16 protein-coding genes are annotated in these 19,066 nt (G+C 59.0%); 6 read left to right on the top strand and 10 right to left on the bottom strand.

Going from position 1 to position 19,066, the window contains the following annotated elements:
* The first annotated feature begins 40 nt into the window (after window positions 1–40).
* Entirely contained in the window at window positions 41–448 is a 408-nt protein-coding gene (locus tag AC2LD7_RS16470; protein WP_408100668.1) for a RidA family protein, read from the top strand.
* Window positions 449–515: 67 nt separating this feature from the next.
* Here AC2LD7_RS16470 and pgm read toward each other — a convergent pair whose 3' ends face one another.
* The 6 genes from pgm to AC2LD7_RS16440 all read right to left on the bottom strand — a co-directional run bounded on the left by pgm (window position 516) and on the right by AC2LD7_RS16440 (window position 7,662).
* Window positions 516–2,180, bottom strand: a complete 1,665-nt coding sequence (gene pgm, locus AC2LD7_RS16465; protein WP_484598807.1) for a phosphoglucomutase (alpha-D-glucose-1,6-bisphosphate-dependent) — start codon at window positions 2,178–2,180, stop codon at window positions 516–518.
* A gap of 219 nt (window positions 2,181–2,399) precedes the next feature.
* Window positions 2,400–2,993, bottom strand: a complete 594-nt coding sequence (locus tag AC2LD7_RS16460) for a LysE family translocator (protein ID WP_484598806.1) — start codon at window positions 2,991–2,993, stop codon at window positions 2,400–2,402.
* A 96-nt stretch (window positions 2,994–3,089) separates the two neighbouring features.
* Complete coding sequence (locus AC2LD7_RS16455) at window positions 3,090–3,929, bottom strand: helix-turn-helix domain-containing protein (RefSeq protein ID WP_484598805.1); 840 nt, start codon at window positions 3,927–3,929, stop codon at window positions 3,090–3,092.
* A gap of 208 nt (window positions 3,930–4,137) precedes the next feature.
* Window positions 4,138–5,376: a nucleoside permease gene (locus AC2LD7_RS16450; RefSeq protein WP_484598804.1), complete on the bottom strand. Its 1,239-nt coding sequence runs from the start codon at window positions 5,374–5,376 to the stop codon at window positions 4,138–4,140.
* Between the two features lie 42 nt (window positions 5,377–5,418).
* Window positions 5,419–6,492, bottom strand: a complete 1,074-nt coding sequence (locus tag AC2LD7_RS16445; RefSeq protein ID WP_484598803.1) for a sugar phosphate isomerase/epimerase family protein — start codon at window positions 6,490–6,492, stop codon at window positions 5,419–5,421.
* A gap of 12 nt (window positions 6,493–6,504) precedes the next feature.
* Window positions 6,505–7,662: a Gfo/Idh/MocA family protein gene (locus AC2LD7_RS16440; RefSeq protein ID WP_484598802.1), complete on the bottom strand. Its 1,158-nt coding sequence runs from the start codon at window positions 7,660–7,662 to the stop codon at window positions 6,505–6,507.
* A gap of 311 nt (window positions 7,663–7,973) precedes the next feature.
* Between AC2LD7_RS16440 and AC2LD7_RS16435 the strand changes: the two genes are divergently transcribed.
* Window positions 7,974–8,981, top strand: a complete 1,008-nt coding sequence (locus AC2LD7_RS16435; RefSeq protein WP_484598801.1) for a LacI family DNA-binding transcriptional regulator — start codon at window positions 7,974–7,976, stop codon at window positions 8,979–8,981.
* A 283-nt stretch (window positions 8,982–9,264) separates the two neighbouring features.
* Window positions 9,265–10,254 (top strand): formylglycine-generating enzyme family protein, encoded by a 990-nt coding sequence (locus tag AC2LD7_RS16430; RefSeq protein WP_484598800.1) that lies wholly within the window; start codon window positions 9,265–9,267, stop codon window positions 10,252–10,254.
* A gap of 29 nt (window positions 10,255–10,283) precedes the next feature.
* On the opposite strand, the gene AC2LD7_RS16425 is transcribed toward AC2LD7_RS16430, so the two are convergent.
* The 4 genes from AC2LD7_RS16425 to AC2LD7_RS16410 form a co-directional block, all read right to left on the bottom strand.
* Window positions 10,284–12,863: a LysM peptidoglycan-binding domain-containing protein gene (locus tag AC2LD7_RS16425; RefSeq protein ID WP_484598799.1), complete on the bottom strand. Its 2,580-nt coding sequence runs from the start codon at window positions 12,861–12,863 to the stop codon at window positions 10,284–10,286.
* A gap of 12 nt (window positions 12,864–12,875) precedes the next feature.
* Complete coding sequence (locus AC2LD7_RS16420; RefSeq protein ID WP_484598798.1) at window positions 12,876–13,730, bottom strand: DUF4123 domain-containing protein; 855 nt, start codon at window positions 13,728–13,730, stop codon at window positions 12,876–12,878.
* Entirely contained in the window at window positions 13,723–15,777 is a 2,055-nt protein-coding gene (locus AC2LD7_RS16415) for a type VI secretion system Vgr family protein (RefSeq protein ID WP_484598797.1), read from the bottom strand. The genes AC2LD7_RS16420 and AC2LD7_RS16415 overlap by 8 nt, the downstream gene beginning before the upstream one ends.
* A gap of 204 nt (window positions 15,778–15,981) precedes the next feature.
* Window positions 15,982–16,509, bottom strand: a complete 528-nt coding sequence (locus tag AC2LD7_RS16410) for a hypothetical protein (protein ID WP_484598796.1) — start codon at window positions 16,507–16,509, stop codon at window positions 15,982–15,984.
* Between the two features lie 281 nt (window positions 16,510–16,790).
* On the opposite strand from AC2LD7_RS16410, the gene AC2LD7_RS16405 reads away from it, so the two are divergent.
* From AC2LD7_RS16405 to AC2LD7_RS16395, 3 genes are all read left to right on the top strand, one after another.
* Window positions 16,791–17,411 carry a tyrosine-type recombinase/integrase gene (locus tag AC2LD7_RS16405; protein WP_484598795.1) on the top strand — a complete coding sequence of 207 codons (621 nt, stop codon included), beginning with the start codon at window positions 16,791–16,793 and terminating at the stop codon, window positions 17,409–17,411.
* 327 nt (window positions 17,412–17,738) lie between these two features.
* On the top strand, window positions 17,739–18,653 hold the full coding sequence (locus AC2LD7_RS16400) for a hypothetical protein (protein ID WP_484598794.1): 915 nt from the start codon (window positions 17,739–17,741) through the stop codon (window positions 18,651–18,653).
* Window positions 18,654–18,656: 3 nt separating this feature from the next.
* Window positions 18,657–19,028, top strand: coding sequence for a hypothetical protein (locus tag AC2LD7_RS16395; RefSeq protein WP_484598793.1), 372 nt, complete (start codon window positions 18,657–18,659; stop codon window positions 19,026–19,028).
* Window positions 19,029–19,066: the final 38 nt, after the last annotated feature.

Genomic DNA, 19,066 nt, shown 5'->3' with positions numbered 1-19,066 from the left:
AGCTACTTCCACTCGATATCAACAGACAGAAGAGGCACCTATGAACACACGTGACGTCGTTTTCCCAGCCGGGCGCCAGGCGCTTTATGAGCGTAACCATTACTCGCCGGCCGTTCGATCCAACGGAATGCTATTCGTGTCCGGACAAGTGGGCAGTCGCGACGACGGATCGCCGGAGCCTGACCTCGAAGCGCAGGTCAGGCTGGCCTTCAAAAATCTCAACGCTGTTCTCGAAGCCGCCAATTGCACGTTTGATGATGTCGTCGACGTGACCATTTTCATCGTCGACCCCCAAACGCATTTCGAGAAGATCTGGAGTGTTGTCGTGCCGGAATACTGGGGAAGCGCGCCTCATCCTACCGTGACCGCTGTAGGCGTGACCTGGCTTTACGGGTTCCAGTTCGAGATCAAGGTGATCGCGAAACTGCCCGAACCCTCTGCCGGCTGAACGTCCCGGCCTCCGCGCATGAAAAAGCCGCCACCGATAGCCGGGGCGGCTTGTCTTGTGTCGCGCCTTAGCTGTTGAGCACGCCGTCGACCAGCGCCTTGGCTTCTTCCTGGATACGCTTGAGGTGCGCATCGCCTTCGAAGCTTTCGGCGTAGATCTTGTAGACGTCCTCGGTACCGGATGGCCGAGCGGCGAACCAGCCATTATCCGTCACCACCTTGAGCCCACCGATAGCAGCACCGTTGCCCGGCGCTTCGGTGAGGATCTGGGTGATCGGCTGACCGGCCAGCTCGCCAGCCTTCACTTGAGAAGCGGACAGTTTGCCGAGCTTGGCCTTCTGTTCGCGATCGGCCGGAGCGTCGATACGCTGATATACCGGCGCGCCGAAACGCTCGGTCAGGGCCTGGTAGCGCTCGCCCGGATCCTTGCCGGTTACGGCGGTGATCTCGGCCGCCAGCAGACCGAGGATGAGGCCGTCCTTGTCGGTCGACCAAGCGCCACCGGCCTTGCGCAGGAAGGACGCACCCGCCGACTCTTCGCCGCCGAAGCCTAGGCTGCCATCCATCAAGCCATCGACGAACCACTTGAAGCCCACCGGAACTTCCACTACCTGACGGTCGATGCCCTTGGCGACCCGATCGATCATCGACGACGACACCAGCGTCTTGCCAATTCCTGCTTGCGCGCTCCACTCGGGGCGGTGGGTGAACAGGTACTCGATCGCGACGGCCAGATAATGGTTGGGATTGAGCAACCCAACCGAGCGCGCGACGATGCCATGACGGTCATGGTCGGTGTCGCAGGCAAAGGACACGTCGAAGCGGTCCTTGTTCTCGATCAAACCAGCCATGGCATGCGGCGAGCTGCAATCCATACGGATCTTGCCGTCCCAGTCCAGCCGCATGAAGCGGAAGGTCGGATCAACACGCGTCGAGAGCACTTCAAGCGGCAAACCGTAACGGTCGGCGATGCGCGTCCAGTAATGCACGCCAGCGCCACCGAGCGGGTCGACGCCGAACTTCAGTCCCGAGCCGCGAATCGCGTCGAGATCGATCACCTGACCCAGGCCACCAACATACTGCTCGATGAAATCGAAGCGCTGAGTGGTCGGCGCCTTCAGCGCACGGGCGTAATCCATCCGCTCGACGCCTTTTAGCCCGGCTACTAGCAAGGCGTTAGCGCGATCCTGAATCCACTTGGTCACGCCGGTATCCGCCGGGCCGCCGTTGGTGGGGTTGTACTTGAAGCCACCATCGGCCGGCGGATTGTGGGACGGTGTGATGACGATGCCGTCGGCCAGTCCACCGCTGCGGCCCGCGTTGTATTCAAGGATGGCATTGGAGATCGCCGGAGTCGGTGTGTAGCCCGGCTCGCCATTGGTTTCGCTGCACCCGGCATCGATGCGCGTCTCGACGCCATTGGCCGCCAGCACTTCCAGCGCCGACACGAACGCGGGTTCGGACAGCGCGTGGGTATCCATGCCGACGAAGATCGGGCCATCGATGCCCTGCTCGCGGCGGTAGTCGCAGATCGCTTGGGTCACGGCCAGGATGTGCCACTCGTTGAAGCTGTTCTTCAGCGACGAACCGCGATGACCGGAGGTGCCGAACGAGACCTGTTGCGTCGGATCCGAGGGATCGGGACGCTCGCTGTAATAGCGCGAAATCAAGCGCGGAATATTTGTCAGGGTGTGTTCGTCGGGGAGGCGTCCTGCGTTGAGGTCGATACTCATCTGTCGTTCCTTTGAGGATAAAAAAGACGCCTCAGGCAAAACCGCGGGGCTGTCCGGGAGGCAGTGGAAGCAATAAGACATCGGCGAATGCCTTTTATCTAGGCGCTTCGACCATACAGTCAGCGGAATGTTTAGGCTGGATCGAACGCGCATGATATTGCCGTTTCCCACCGCGACGAAGCTGCAGCAAAGCTCATTCGTTTGCGAGGGCCGCTCCTTTCATGCCAGCAAGCTTGCCCAGGCCGAAACGAGCAACAACAGCGCCATGCCCTGATTGAAGCGCTGCAACGAACGCACCGAGCGCAGGACTCGTGCCGCACCCCGGCCGAGCACGGCCCATGCGACCAGGCAAGGCACAGCGACGAGAAAGAAGATCAATGCGTAAACAGCGTATTGGGACGAGCCGGCGTCCGCTCCGGTAAAAACGCTAATCACCGCAATCGCCATCATCCAGGTCTTGGGATTGACCAGCTGCAACGCGGCGCCGCCGCAGGCGCCCATGCGTTTGCTGTCGGGATCCATGGCGAGCCCGGACGCCGGACTGCGGAACAGCTGCCAGGCCAACATGGTGATCCACGCCACTCCGAGCCAGGCCATGCCCTGCTGCACCAGCGGATAACGCAGCAATACCCCACCGAGCCCCCATCCAACCAGCAGTACGATTGCCGCTGCCCCGGCACAGCCGCCAAACACAATAGGCATTGCGGCGCGCAATCCATACAGCGCGCTGTTGCTGAGAACCAGAATATTGGTCGGCCCAGGCGTAATCGATGCCACGAAAGCAAACAGAACGAAGGGCAGGAATTGGCTCATCGCGCCAACTCCTGATGAGTCCGTGATTCGCAAGGGATCGAAAAAAACATGGCAGAAACTCCGAGTGGTGTTTCTGCCATATTCCTTGGGGGCGCGTCAGCGGTCTGGAAGGTTTGAGCAGCGTTTGCGATAGGCTGCTGGGCTCAGTCCATAGGCGCGACGGAACCAGCGGCCGAGATGGCTTTGATCGGCGAACCCCAGCTGCACCGCGACGCTCACCGGGGCCAGGCCTTGGCGCAACAGCTTGCGCGCCAGACTAAGGCGCAGCTGCACCAGATAGGCGTGCGGCGCCATGCCAAATGCCGCCTTGAACGCCCTGGACAGCCGGAAGCGATCCACGCCGGCAACCTGGGCCAAGTCGTCCAGGCCGATATCCTGATCCAGATGAGCATGCAAAAACTCCCGAGCCCTGATCGCCACCGAAGGCAACCGTGGGCTCAGCTCCGTTTTCTGCCGCCAGTAGACATGGCTGGACAGTTTTTCCAACAACGCATCCAGCGCCGCGTGCCGGACGATTCGCAGGTCCGAGCCGTGCATCGCCTGGAATGCCCGGGCGATGTGATTTATCAGATCCGGCTCGCTCGCCATGATTTCGGCAAAGCTCGGCAGGCAATGCTCAGGCGCCTCCTCGAACAGCGCTTGCAGCTGCATTTCGAGCCATTGCGGTTGCAGGTAGAGCATTGAATAGGTGAAGCCGCCGGGCGCTGGCGCATGACCGTCATGAATCTCACCGGGCTCCAGCAAAAAACCCTGCCCCACCGTACTGCTGTGCAACACCTTGCGGCAGTGAAACTGCTGCACGCCCTGCTCCGTAAAGCCGACGAGATAACTGTCATGCCAATGCGGGTCGTAGGCATGCCCCTCGAAATGAGCACGAATGGTCTCGATGCCCGTTTCGGCATCCAGCTTCAGATCGACCCAGCTGTTGGCACCCATGATTGGCTCTTAGAGGTGACGAATGAGCACAGGCCGAAGGCCTGCAAATGTGCATGCTGTTACGTGAGGAGTGGAGGTTATAGAAGATTTGTGCACTGCGGGCTGCGCAGGACCGAAGGTCGGTCCTGCGCTGGGCCAAGGCGTCGCTATGCGCCAGCCGGTTCGGAGAACACCGGTCGTGAATGGCCGGCGTCTGATCCGCGACATTTCAGGTCGCTTTGGCAGCCGCCTCAAGCCCTGCCGGCCGTTGTTCGCGAAAGGCGAACAGGAACGTCAGGAAGACGCCCAACGCGAATACCGCCGGGAACAGCCAGATGCTCTGCCAATCGTGGCCGTCCATGCTCGCGAAGTGATCGGTGACTTTTCCGGCCACCCAGAAACCGATGAGCATGCCGACGCCGTAAGTGGCCAGCGTGATCAAGCCTTGTGCTGAACCCTTGTACGTCTCGCCGGCCTTGGCGTCGGTATAGATCTGCCCGGAGACGAAGAAGAAGTCATAGCAGACACCGTGCAACGCGATACCGGCAACCAACATGAACAGCAGCTCGCCGTTATTACCGTAGGCGAACAGTGCATAGCGCAACGTCCAGGCGAGCATCCCCAGCAATAGAGTCTTCTTGATGCCGAAGCGCTGGATGAACAGCGGTAGCAACAACATGAACAGCACTTCGGAAATCTGCCCCAGGGTCATCTTGCCGGTCGGGTTATCCACGCCGATTTCCGCGAGGAAGGGGTTGGCGTTCTGGTAGTAGAAGGCCAGCGGAATGCAGATCAGCACCGAGGCGAGGAAAAAGATCGCGAAGCTGCGGTCCTTCAACAGCTTGAGCGCATCCAGACCCAGCGCTTCCTTGAGCCCGCCCTGCTCGCGCCGGGCCAGCGGTGGTGTGCTCGGCAGGCTGAAGCTGTACAACCCCAGCACCGCCGAAGCGATGGCGCACATCAGGAAGGTGTTGCGTAGCGCACCGGCCGCGATGGCTTGCTGGGAATCCCAGCCGAACAGAAAACTGATCACCAAGCCGGCGATGATCCAGCCCACCGTGCCCCAAACCCGAATCTTCGAAAACTCCAGCGCCGGGTCACGCATCTGCCGAAAGGCCACAGCGTTTACCAGGGCTAATGTGGGCATGTAAACGATCATGTAGCCCAGCACGTATGGGTAAAACGCACTGAAATCGCTGGCCCGGTAAAGCTGGAACAACAGCACCGCGCCGACCAGATGCAGGATGGCGAGCAAGCGCTCGGCGTTGAAGTAGCGATCGGCGATCAGGCCGATCACGAACGGCGCCAGAATCGCGCCCCAGGATTGGGTCGAGAACGCCATGCCGATTTGGCCGCCGGTCGCGCTCAGGTTGTTGGCCAGAAAGGTGCCGAGGGTGACGAACCAGCCGCCCCAGATAAAGAATTGCAAAAACATCATCAGGCTCAGCCGTGCATTGAGTGTGCTCATGGTCTTGTCCTTATTGTTGTGCACGTTTATCAGGAGAAAGCGTTAATCGAGGCCCAGCAGCCGGCGGTTTCGCGACGCGCTACTCGCAACCCCGGCGAAATCATCGAAGGCCCGCGTGGCGCGGTTGATCATCTGCTGCCGAATGAAACGAGCGCCCTCCTCGGCCCCCTGCGCGGCATCCTTGAGGCAGCATTCCCATTCGAGTACTGCCCAGCCCTCATAGCCGTACTGCGTCAGCTTGCTGAATATCTGCTTGAAATCGATCTGGCCGTCGCCGAGCGAACGGAAGCGTCCAGGGCGATCGGTCCAGCTTTGATAACCGCCGTAAACACCGGAACGAGCGTCCGGGCGGAACTCGGCGTCTTTCACATGAAACATGCCGATGCGTTCGTGGTAGCGATCGATGAACCCGAGGTAATCCAGTTGCTGCAGCAGCATGTGGCTCGGGTCGTAGAGAATCTTCGCGCGGGGATGCTGATCGACCGCGTCGAGGAAGCGCTCGAAGGAGGCGCCGTCGTGCAGGTCCTCACCGGGATGGATCTCGAAGCACAGGTCGACCCCGGCTTCCTCGAACGCATCGAGGATCGGTCGCCAGCGCCGCGCCAGTTCGGCGAAGCCCTCCTCAACCAGACCGCTTGGTCGCTGTGGCCATGGATACATGTAGGGCCATAACAGCGCACCTGAAAACGTCGCATGGGCGGTCAGGCCCAGACGCCGACTGGCCTTCGCCGCAAGGTGCAACTGATCGATGGCCCACTCGGTACGGGCCTTTGACTTGCCACGCAGTTCGGTCGGCGCGAAGTCATCGAACAGGCCGTCGAACGCTGGATGCACCGCTACCAGCTGGCCTTGCAGATGAGTCGACAGCTCGCTGATTTCGACGCCTGCTTCAGCGCAAATTCCTTTGAGCTCATCGCAGTAGGTCTGGCTTTCGGCGGCGCGTTGCAGGTCCAGGCATTGCGTTCCGAGCGTTGGAAGCTGAACCCCGCAATAGCCGAGCGAAGCCGCCCAGCGCGTAAGGTTTGGCAAGGTGTCGAATGGCGCTTCCGGCCCGAGGAACTGCGCCAGGAAAATGGCCGGGCCGCGAATACCGCTGGGTGTCTTGGGTTGCTGCATATTAAGTTCCTGTCATTCGGTAGCGGCGAAGGGCGTCCACTTGGCATCGCTGTGATGGCTGGCGATGACCGTCTCGATGAAGGCCATGCCACGCAGGCCGGCATCGATACCCGGAAGTTCGGGCGCGCGTGCCGAGCGGATGGAGGTGGCGAAATCGGTGTAGAGATTGGCCATCGCTTCGAGATATCCCTCGGGATGCCCCGCAGGCAGGCGCAAACGCCGCAGCGCGTCGTCGCACAGCCAACGCTGATCGACACCGGTCCGCAGCACGCGCAGCGCCTCGCCGAGCGGGCGATGAACCAGGCTGTTCGGCTCTTCCTGGCGCCATTCGAGGCTGCCTTGCTCGCCATACAGGCGCAACGTCAGGGCGTTCTCTTCGCCGGTGCAAACTTGACTGGCGATGAGTACACCGCTTGCGCCGCCGTCGGTCTGGAACAGCACGGCACCGTCATCGTCGAGCTGCCGCCCTGCGACATGCACACCCAGATCCGCGCATAGCCGCTCGATGCGCTGGCCGCTGACGAACTCGGCGAGGTTGAACGCGTGAATGCCGATGTCACCCATGCAGCCACTCGGTCCCGCTTGAGCCGGCTCACCGCGCCAGGCCGCTTGTTTGTTGCCCTGCCCTGCCTGGTCCTCGCTCAACCAGCCCTGCGGATACTCGACAAATATTTTGCGCAAGCGACCGAGCGCACCGGCCTGCACCATATGCCGCGCCTGCCAGATCATCGGATAGCCCTGGTAGGTGTGCGCCAGTCCATACAGCCGGCCGCTGTCAGCCTGGGTTGCGGCAAGCTGCTGCATATCCGCCAGCGACAGCGCCGCCGGCTTTTCGGAAAACACATGGAAGCCGGCTTGCAGGGCCGCCGCAGCGATGGGGGCATGCAAATGATTGGGCGTGACGATGACGAGCAATTCCATGCGCTGGTCCGCCGGCCGCTTCTGCTCGGCCGCCAGCAGCGCCTCCCAGGAGTCGTAGCAACGCTGCGGGTCGAGATGCAGGGCTGCACCACTTCGCCTGTTGTTTTCGGGGTCGCGGCTGAAGGCGCCGCAGACCAGCTCGATATGGCCGTCGAGGCGCATCGCCTGTCGGTGCACTTGGCCAATGAACGCCCCTTCGCCACCGCCCACCATGCCCACACGAACCTTCGATCGACCGGTTGAATCCATGCCTTCACTCCCCGTTTCAACGTTTGGTCATTTGCAATGTAACCGGTTACATTGGTTGTGAAAGTAGCATTGAAGTTCCCAGTGTCAAGCTGAAAGGAAGACACGGACGGCAGCGCTCAGCTAGCGCTGCGCCAGATTGGCGAGATAGAGCGCCCGGCAGCTGTCCTGGAAAAAACGTTATCGCGCGGCGATGCCGCTCGCGGTCGAGCAGGTTAGGTCGATCAGCCAAACCGCTGACCCCATGGGCTCGCTGCGTTACGCTAGCCACTGCTGGCCGATAACCCACCGCCGGCACCGAACATCGAGGTGTTATGCCTAACATTCGCAAGGTGGCCGAGCTGGCTGGCGTTTCCGTCGCCACCGTTTCGCGCACATTGAAGACGCCCGAACGGGTTTCACCGCAGACCCGTGACCGGGTGCACGCAGCGGTCGAACAGGCCGGTTATCGCCCAAACCTGATGGCGGTGCAGTTCCGCTCGCGTAAAACGCGCAACCTCGTCGTGCTGGTCCCGGCCATCGCCAATGTGTTTTTTGCGCGGGTCATCAGCGGTATTCAGGAAGCCGCGCAGGCCTTCGATTACCGCGTGCTGCTGTGCAATACCTTGGGCCGTGAAGACGTCGAAATCGCCTACGCCGAGCTGGTTCACGCCCACCAGGCAGACGGCGTGATCCAGCTGCGCGCATTCAACCCGTTCGCTGAAACCTGTCTCCATGGCAACGCGCTACCGCCGATGGTCAATGCCTGCGAAGTGCTAGACGCTCCGCCCTGCCCGACCGTTCGCCTGGATAACCGCGCCGCAGCCCGCGCAATGACCGAACATCTGCTCGCGCTAGGTCATCGCCGCATCGGCCTGATCAAGGGACCGCAAGGCAGCCCGCTGACCCGAGAGCGTATCGCCGGATACGAGGATGCGCTGAATGAAGCAGGAATCGCGCTCGACCCCGAGCTGCTTCGCCGCGGCAATTTCACCTTGCAGGCCGGTTACGACGCTGCCGGCCAACTGCTCGATAACCCGAATCGACCAACCGCGATCTTCTGCGAAAACGATGAAATGGCAATAGGCGCCATGCAGCGCATCCGCCAGTCCGGAATGCGCGTGCCGCAGGACGTATCGGTCGCCGGTTTCGATGATATTCCCTTCGCTGCCTTCAGCGACCCACCGCTGACGACCATCGCCCAGCCCGCCGAGGCGTTCGGACGACACGCAGTCGAGATGCTCGTCGCGCAATTCGAACAGCGTGTCCTTGAGACGCCTCACCTGATCTTGCCCTACAACCTGATCGTACGCGGCAGCACAGCGGCTGTTGCACGCACCTGACCGCCCAGTTGCATCCGTCCTGACTAATCAATCGCGTTCGGCCACCGGTCGAACCCGACTTTGACCAGTACATACCGAAGGGTGACCGGCAGAGAACGGCCAAAAGCGGCCTTTTGCCAACGGTTGTATATGCCCAGATCTACTCCTGCAATCATCTCGGGACTAAAGGCAGTTCAGCCATCCTGTGAGCCGCTTCCAACTCCGAGCGATGCTGGCCCTCCCGCAGCTCGGCGTCTTGTTAAACTCGTCCGCCTCCGATGTACCGATTCAAGGACGAACACCAATGCTCCAGATTCGAACACTTGCCCTGCTCATCGGCTGTGCCGCAGCAACAGCCTGTAGCTCCGCCAACCTCCCCGAAAGTCAGAAGCTTTCTCCCGACAAGGTCGCCCAGATCGCTTCGCGCATCGAAGCCCAGTACCCCAAGTTTGCTCAGGACAAGCGGGACGAAGTGCTTCGCGTGGTAATCCGCTCGATTGACGAGATGGTGTTCATCGAGGGTGGTGCCTTCGAAATGGGCGATTTCGGTTGGAAGTGCGACTTCAATCCGGCCGAGGCGTGCACCTGGCCATGCGGCGCGCCAGAGGACAATCTATGCAATATCACAATGAATAGCGACGCTCCTCTTCATGAAGTTGAGGTGTCGAGCTATCACTTGGCGGCGAAAAAAACCACGCTAGGTGACTTTGACTTATACCGATCTTTGATTGGGCAGGAACCGGTATTGAGCGAATTGCGGGACCGTGAACGCCTCAAGTATGTATTCGATCCGATGAACGTCGCTCCCATCAGAGAATGGCAGGAGGCCAAGGACTATTGTCAGTGGCTTGGAAACGTAAGTGGTTACCCTGTTGATCTACCCACCGAAGCCCAGTGGGAGTATGCCGCGAGAAACAGAGGCCAAAACGTTCTCTACCCAACTAATGATGGCAGCTTGAAATTCGGAGAGAATTTTCCCGGTACGGGTCGCCGCCCAATAACTGAACGCGTCGACAAGTACCCTCCCAACCCTCTTGGGTTGTACTCGATGGCGGGCATGGCGATCGAAGTGCTGGATGATTGGTACAGCGAAGGTTTTTATCATGAGTCACCTAGGAAGGATCCCAAAGGCCCTTCATCAGGCAAGGAAAAAGTAGCGCGGGGAATCGACTCGGTCGACACGCCATGGCTGGCAGCCAACACTGTCCTTAGAAGGAACCTCCGCCTGAAGCGTGATACGCACTCTTTCACTGTCAGCTTCAGATGCTCTCTTCAAATGAGCAACCAGCTGTGACTCCGAGGGCCGAATGGCCCTCCCTCAGATTAAGCAATTCTCGTGTCGCTATGGCGAGCCGCAGAGGCAAGAAGGAATCGCTTCTGTTCGCCATAGACCATTGAGTCGTTTACGTTCCAAGCATAATGAACAGCCGGGGCGGAAGGCTGCCCTTGGAAGACCAGGCCGTCCAAGTAACGGTTGAAGTCTTCTTGCTGCTTTTCCACTAGGAAGCTGTTGATACGGTTCAGGCTGTCAGTAGCCTTTACCTTATGGGCATCCGGCGACATATGCTCTAGCGCCTCAAGCAGGTGCCGCCAGCGACGGATTCGAGAGAGAAGCTCTACGATCGCTTGCTCCTGTTCCAAACTGTTACTTTTGCCGATATAGGATTCAGTCAACACCCATAGCATTGGGCCGATCGTTTCAGGAGGGAGTCTGTCGATTGGCATTGTGCGACTGCCAACCCTCACCGCCTTATGCTTGAGAATCCCGTTGGTAAGGAGGGCTGCTTCTGCCATACCAGCCTCACGCAATTCCCACCATTCGTTTAGAACACCTACACCCTCTCCTATAAGACTTTCAACCGCTTCTCCAGGGGAAAGAGCGGCTTTATAGAGCAGTTGGCAGATGGACAGAAAGGCTTGTTGCTGAACACCTACCAAATGACGATATTCGATCTGGTTGAGGGTTTCGCATACGAGCCCAATTAGGTCCCAAACTTTCTCCAAATCCACCACGGTTCCAAACCCGCCGCCTGCGCCGGGACCAAAGACCAGATTGGCCTTGCACGTAATCGCGAAATTGCCCTCGTGCAGACTGACTCCAAAGTCGCCTTCAAACCCGATGCCGAGCGCCAGGTTGCCTTCGGCCTTGACCTGCGCCAGGGCACTCCAGCCGGAATTGCCGCTTGTGAGAGCGCCGGAATTGCCCGCCCCTTTGCCGTAGTCGGCTGGCGGTAGCCATTCGACGGCGCCGCTAAGCGCACCGCCGGCTTCGGCCCCGGCGAAGCCTTCTGCTTTCAGGCCGAGTCGGCCACCGGCTTTACTCGCGTCGATCGAGGGCGTGCCGAGCAGCGCAAGGGCGCCGGAAGGTCCCTCGGCGGCGCCCTTTCCTGTTTTGACGCCACCTTCGAGGCTTCCCTTTGCCCCTGCGAAGCAAGACATTTCCAGGCTGCCATTGAGACGGAAGCTGCCGAATGAATGCCGCACCGGTTTGCCGACCGCATTGCGGTAGCTGATCTGGAGCGTGCTGCCCGCCCGCGACGGAAAATAGGTTGTCGTGGTGATTTTGCCCTCTGCCAAGGCAAAGGCCGCCTCGCATTTGACGCCCACATCAATCTCGCCCTTGGCTGGGTTGAAGCTCTTGATGCCGGCGCTGGCGCTTGCCGCAAAGCGCAGGGCCTGGGCCTCGGCCGAGAGCGCATAGCGGTCACCGTCGGCCTGCTTCGTTTCGAACTTGTAAAGCTCGCAACGCAGCGCGTTGAGCGGATGGTCTTCCTTCGCTTTGATAGTCCACAGTTTGGCTTCAACCTTGCCAAGGGGACCCGACTTTGCGCTGTCGCCGATGGCCTTCTTGATGTCGTCGAAGAGGTCCTTGACCATCGCCGGACTGAAGGGCTTCTCGCGCAGGACTCGGGCGCTGGCCTTGTGGGCCCAGATCCGCTCGATCCTTGTCCAGAATTGCGCGCGCACGTAGTAGCGGCGGTCGGGACGGCTGAGGATGATGACTTCCTGGATATAGTGGCTGGTTTGCCTGCCGGCGCCAGCCTCCGAGGTGCGCTTGCTCGTATAGGGGCTATTTACGTCGGGTTTCCCCCCCCCGGCAAAGGTTTCGCCGTTTTGCGGACCCTGCGCCTTGAGCTGCCCCTGAAGTGTGCCGATCTCGGCATTGAGTTGGGCGACCTTTTTCTCGCACAGCTTGCGCCAGTTGCCCTCGATCACGTTGTGCACTTGGCCGCGGCGCGCGGCGACAAAGCTGTCGTAATTGAGGAAGAAATCCCGCGCCTGTTGCAGTTCGCCAATCTTGCCCTGGATGTCGCCCTCTGTCTCGACCGGTTCGGGAGTCACCGCTTTGGGTCGGTCAATAGGCCTGAGTAGGCCCACCTCGCCGGCCTTCTTAGCCCAGTCAGCCTTCTTGCATGCTGTGCAGCTGCAAGCCGCCTCGGGGTGAGCAGCGGTTTTCTTGCAGGGCGCGGCGGTCGCCGCGCTGACGATGCCGTGGAACTCGTCCATGAGCTTTTGGACCAAGTCGACCTCGGTCTTGAGCTCCTTGGCCTGGGCCTCGGTCAGCACGAACAGGCGATCCGAATCCGCGGTGAAGTGCACCACATCCACGAGCTCGTCGGCACACGGCGGTGCACTTTTGACGGCGGCACTGCTGCTGTCGCCGGCGTGCTTGGCTGGCGGAAGCGCCGCGGCGGGTTTTGCCTGTGTGGCTTGCGGCTTGGATGTCGGCGCACTAGCTGGCGTCGCCTCGCCGGGAATGCTGAGCTTCCAACCGGCCTGGATCTTGTCCCGGTCTTTGATAATCGGATTGGCAGCCTGTATCTCGGCCGGGCTCGTGCCATGAGCCTTGGCAATCGAACCGAGCGTATCGCCTGCGCGGACGATGTAAGCGTTAGTAGTCATGGTGCATGTTCCTTATGCAGTCGTTTGCTCGAGCGCGTCGAGCTTCTCGCCCTTGGCGAGGTCCTGGCGGGTCAGTATCTGGTGGGCCGAGGGGGAAGAAAGTGTGCCGGCGGGAACCTGCAGATCCAGACGCAACCACCGCTCCTGGGATGCCAGGTCGTCGAAACCCCACTGCCCAGCCTCAATGAGTGCGGCATGAACACGCTCTTCGGTGGCGGCCGGATGAAGAGGCAGGTAATCGCTGGAGAGCTGCGCAGCAATCATCGGCAGGCGCGCCTGGCTGAGCTGCGCTTGGCGCTCGTCGTCAAGCCAAAACCATCCACGATCCCTGATCACGCCGCTCCATTGACCGAACCGCGTCACCTGTCGCCAGCCGCGCTCGTTGCGCCACGCCATAGCGGTGAACGGCCCAAGAAAACTGGTGGCCTCTCCGGGCGACATGACGGAGAACAGAGGCTCGAGCCAGCGTGGCTCGAAGAAGCGAAAGAATCGCTCCTGGTTACGTTCATCCCGGGCGCTCAGCAGGCTGCGGCAGTGCGCGGCCGCCTGGTCCGGATGCACACCGTCTTCAAGCCACAGCACGCAACCCGCATCGAGTTGGTTAAGCATGGCCGATGCATAGTCGAGCAGCTGGGGTTGATCCTCGCACTCGACGAGACAGGGGCTGACCTTGTAGAGCTCTGCGAAGGGCGTATCGACGACCAAGGGATACCAGGTCGGCGCACCATCGTTGGCCTTGAGATAGACCTGCATGGCGAGGTCTTCATCGAAGGCGCCGTCGAGGATGACGAAGCAGCGGCCCTCTGCTTCCCCTGCTGCCGAGTCGAAAGGCATGGCGATGGGCTGGACCGCGGAGACCTTAAACATAGGCGTGCACCTCGCAGGTGCCCTGCGCGCACAGGTTGCAGTTTTTCTCGACCAACAGATGACCGGCCAGTGCCTGGGTGCGATAGAAATTGACGGTCGTGCCAGGGCCGACACCGGGGTCCACTGGATCGCTGTTCACCGGCAGGATGGGGCGGGCGCCCGCCCCTTTTCCTGGCGCGCCACCCGAGTTGATCTTCACCTGTGGGCCGACGATGGTCACCCCGCCCGGATCAAGCTTAATAAAGCTGCCACCGGCCTGGATGGTCAGCTCGGCTCCTGCGTCGATGACCACCTTCTGCCCAGCCGAGAGGTGAAACTCTTTACCGACCTGGACGTACTGGCCGGTCCCGATCTTGGTGTGCTGATCATTGCCTACCGTCAGGTGGTCGCTGGCCTTGAGCTGAACTTTACGATCGAGATACGTGGTGCGGTGCTCCTCCTTGCGCAGCTCGGTGTAGCTATTGGCTTCGACCGTATCGTGTCGCTCGTGCCCGACACGAACGTGTTGGTCGTTCTCGATATTCTCATCCCAGTCGCGTTGGGCGTGGATGAAGATCTGCTCTTCGCCCTTACGGTCCTCGATACGCAGCTCGTTGTAACCGCCGCCGCCGGGAGAGCTTAGGGTTTTGAAAACGGTACGGGTCTTATGCGTTGGCAGCTCGTAGGGCACCTCGTTGGCAGCGTGGTACAGGCAGCCGGTGATCAAGGGCTGGTCGGGGTCGCCCTCAAGGAAGGTCACCAGCACTTCCATGCCGACGCGAGGAATCGCTATACCGCCGTACTGCCCGCCGGCCCAACTGCTGGAGACCCGTAGCCAGCAACTCGACTTATCGTCCAACTGACCATCACGGTCCCAGTGAAACTGGACGCGAACACGGCCATATCGATCGCAGTGGATCTCTTCACCCTCGGGACCCGTGACGCAGGCCGTCTGGCTTCCATTGATAGTTCGCTTGAAGTGGCGTAGCGGTGGCCGGTAGATGGCAGACCAGGGACTTGCCACAAACGCGTTGCGGTAGCCCTGCTGAAAGTCAGCCCCGTCGTTCACCGTTAATGTCACGGATTCTTCAAGAACCTGGGGTTGCTTGCCCTCATGCAACACATCGGTGAGCAGCCACAGCTCATTCCAGTCCGGTCGAGGATGGCAGGCCAGCGGCATGAAATGGCCGCTGCGCAGCCCTGCGATGTCGCTTCGGCCCTCGGCGATATGCTGATCGGTTTGGTGACGTTCAGTAGCACGGCGACTCAGGTGCTTGCCTCGGCTGCGGTCCAAGAACCGCCCGGGATAATCGTAGTCCTCGAGATCCGGCGTCAGATCGCTTCGGTGGCTGGCCTCCATGACGAGGCGCGGCGTTTCGAAGTTGTAGTCACGCCGTGCCACACGCGAGGTACGGGTGTTGGCTTGAGCAGAAAACGCACGCACCACCTGATGGTCTGCCACCATGCCGCTGTCCTGCTGGTAGGTCGCTGCACCAAGCTCCGGAAAGACCGTCTGGTCGTCACCAAATATCAACACGTGTTCTGTCTGGGCGTGCTCGAAGTGGTAGTGAATACCCTCTTCCTCACACAGGCGATTGACGAAGTGAAGATCGTTTTCGTCGTACTGAACGCAGTATTCGCGTGGTAGATACTCACCGGACAATGTAAAGCGGAACGTGTTGGCCAGGATGCCGTGCTCCTGTAACACCGCTGCGATGATGCTTGGCACGGACAAGTGCTGAAAGATGCGCTGATTGTGGCGGTGGGCCAAGTACTGCAAATGAGGCACCAAACACACGCGATAGCGTGTCATGCGCTTGCCGGATTCACCTTGGGCTGCGCTGTAGAGCAGGCCATGAAAGCCCGCTCCTCCAAGACCAATCTCAAGGAAAGCGGACTTGTTTCTCAGTCCGAGGTAATCGAAGTCAGGTTGTTCGCTGATCAGCTCAATGTCAAAGGCATAGGGACTATTAAGGCTCTCGCGCCCTTTGAACGAGAGCACCTGAAAATCATGCTGGACGCCAAGGATCTTGAGCGCAAATTGCTTCTGGTTGGCCGGTGAGAACATCCTGTTTCCTCTGCTTCCTGCACATGACCGGCCGCAGCCAGCATGACGACTTATCCAAGGCGCGAAGGCTAGCCGCAAAGCAATGGCAGGTTCTTGCACACCCTCGTGCACAAATCACGTTTGGACAAGAAACAGTTTGAAAACTAGACACAGATCAAATTGGGTGAGGAACCACACAAGTCCGTAGGCCAAACGCCTGGCGGATCACGAGGTACTAGGGCGTGCGTTGCTGACCAGCCTGTCGTAATGCTGCTCGCCTCGCGCTGAGCGAAAGACGCGATGATCAATCTCGGCAAGCTGACGCTCGCGTTCGGCAATCGCAAGGGCTTTCGCCTCCTGTTCGCCATACAGGTCGATTCGAAATGACTTCTTGATCGGTTTACCGTCGCGACGTTTGGTCTGTGCGACCCAGTACCAGTACCTACCCATGCGATAACGGGTGACGCCCGGGTGGCCACTCGTGTTGGTCTTGCGAACCTTTTGGCGCACCTCACGGCTGTGTCTCGGGGGATACTGGAGCATGGTTTCGTCACGGCAGGCCTGGGCTTTCTGCAGCGCTAAAGCCTCGCCGCCGTGCGTCAGATGCGGGAACTCCTTGTCGATGACTTTTCGACCGTCTCGAAACAGGGTCACTCTCCAGGCTTTTGCGCCCTTGGAGTGAGTGATCGCGGTAATGCCGTAGAGCTCGGTCGACTCGGAGTCGATGGGTGCGGCAAGAGAGGTAGGCTGCATAGTTGTTTGGGCTGGCTCGATGGCACCCCGATCCTATCACTCAGTCATGAGACCTGATCCGCATAGTTCTCAGTTCTCGCTTTTCATGACGCACGCGAGCCACCTTTGCGTCGCGCATTAGCGCTCCGGCTTTTCTAATCCGTTCGCCTACTACAAGGGCTGCGCTCGCTCATTACCGGCCGCAGCCGGCTTTTTACCGGTAATGATTGGCGGGCTTGGGTAGGTTAGCGACCGTCGCCATGACGGCTCACTCTTGGCTTCCCGCACGAGGAGGACAAGCCATGAAAACCGTCAATACCCAGCGCAACCAACCTTGGAATAAAGGAAAGCTAGTCGGACAGAAAGCACCGCTTAGACTCAGAGATATTTGGGCTATCCGAGTCAGGCTCCAGATCGGAGAGAAAACTCGGGATCTCGCTCTGTTTGACTTAGCCATCGACAGCAAGCTTCGGGCCTGTGATTTAACAAAGCTTCGCGTACGGGACATAGCCCACGGGGTGCACCTGTCGGCACGGGCCATCGTAATGCAGCAGAAAACCCAGCGTCCGGTACAGTTTGAGATCACTGAACAAACTCGAGCGGCGTTAGAGGCGTGGATACATCAGGCACAGCTACGGGGTGAAAATTATCTTTTCCCAAGCCGACTGCATGCCTCAGACCACCTATCCACAAGGCAATACGCTCGAATCGTCAAAACCTGGGTAACAGCTATCGGTCTCGATCCGGCCGTATACGGTACCCACACAATGAGGCGAACTAAGGCGTCGCTGATCTACCGCAGGACAAAGAACCTCAGGGCCGTACAGCTGCTACTGGGCCACACTAAGCTGGAAAGCACCGTCAGGTATCTTGGGATCGAGGTAGACGATGCTCTTGAGATGGCTGAACAGACCGAGGTCTGACGAGGATAGCGGCGGTTGAACCCGACCGTCGCTATACGGCCAGGAGCTGCTGCTTGTTATAAAAAAGTGCAGTCAGTCAAGAATCGTCCCCGGCCGTACCTGCAAAACTGGTGAGATTCATGCTGTACAGATAAACAGCCCATGTATTTATCGAATCCAAATTACCGGTTCCTGCTAGACCAGTTGATAGCGTTTTGATAGCTTCTGAAGTATCCGAGGTCGCAGGGCCGCGAGAAGCAAACAGATGATGCCCCACTGGCACCTATAGATTTCGGAAGGATACGATGAGCATCGCCTCCAGATGAGTCTTCACAAGGCAGGCATGCAGTGATCACTACACCCGTTGGCAAATTCACAGGTATAACTTGGGAAGCGCAGTGTCAACTCGCATTTAAACTGAAGCATGGCGGTGACGGATATCAGCATATACCCGCCTCGCCTGGTGATTTTGGGATCGAGGGATACACGAAACACACAGGATATGCGTTCCAGTGTTACTGCCCAGACCGGCTTTATCATCAAGACGAGCTCTATGAGAAGCAGCGCACGAAGATCAACGACGATCTGAAAAAGCTCAGAGATTATTCTGTTGATCTACAGAAAATTCTAGGTGGTACAAAGATAAAAAATTGGTGTTTTGTCACCCCCGAAATCAGCAGGAATAAGCTGCACTCCTACACCCAGACCAAACAGACAGAAGTCAGGGGATGGAGCCTTCCACATCTCGATGAAGATTTCACAATCCTGATCCATGACCATGAGTTCTACATAAAAGAATTCAATCTGCTGCGAACGTCAGAAGGCCTGCCCCCATGCTTGGGCTCGCCGACAGAATCGTTGCCAAAAGTAAGCATTACCCCTGAACCGTATGACGAGAATCTGGAAAGAAAATGTCGCCTACGAATGCCAGGAAGACCAGCCCGAAAAATTGAAGACTTGATCAAGCTGACAACCAATAACTTCTTGGATCACGACACATATTTTCAGTCTCTGTATGACCGATCTCCCCAAACGTATGTAAATGTCGCCCGAATAGTGAATACCTTTGAGCAGGACGTTTTGGAATGGGGACTGACGTCTGACGCAACACCTGAAGAACTCACCACCCTGGTGAGGGATAGGCTGATGGAATACCTGACCACTGATCGCCATCTCAACATAGACAAGTCCATGGCAAGTGATGTGGTACGAAGGACTGTCGCGCGATGGCTTGCAATCTGCGAACTGGACTTCAACGAGTAAATCATGGCTCAGCTCAAATTTATAAGACGGCCGATTCCAGTACTCTCGGAGCTTCGCCCTCTCTACAAAATTTCTCAGGCGCTTCTGATTCTCCATCTGTCCGGACGTGGCGGCAGATCAAGCCTTCCAAAAATCCACCTGCTGAACTGGGCGCTCAAGACACCGGAGCGTACCCGGTCATTAACAGTTGGTGCCGAGCAAGGTCAATTGCAGCTCCCGATCTGGGGGTTTGATCCGGCAATGGCAATCGCACTTAATCTTGCCTTCAGCGAATCATTGATAGCACCCACCACAACGGGGTTTGAGCTCACTGCCTCCGGCAAATCTTATGTGGAACTGATACTCGCTGACGAATCCGTACTAAGGATGGTCTGAAGTAGTTGTGTATTTCTGGCTGACTTCAGCCCCTGCCG

The organism is Stutzerimonas sp. (assembly GCF_982611455.1).
Note: the sequence above shows the minus strand (reverse complement) of the source record. Positions and strands in the feature narration are given on the sequence as shown.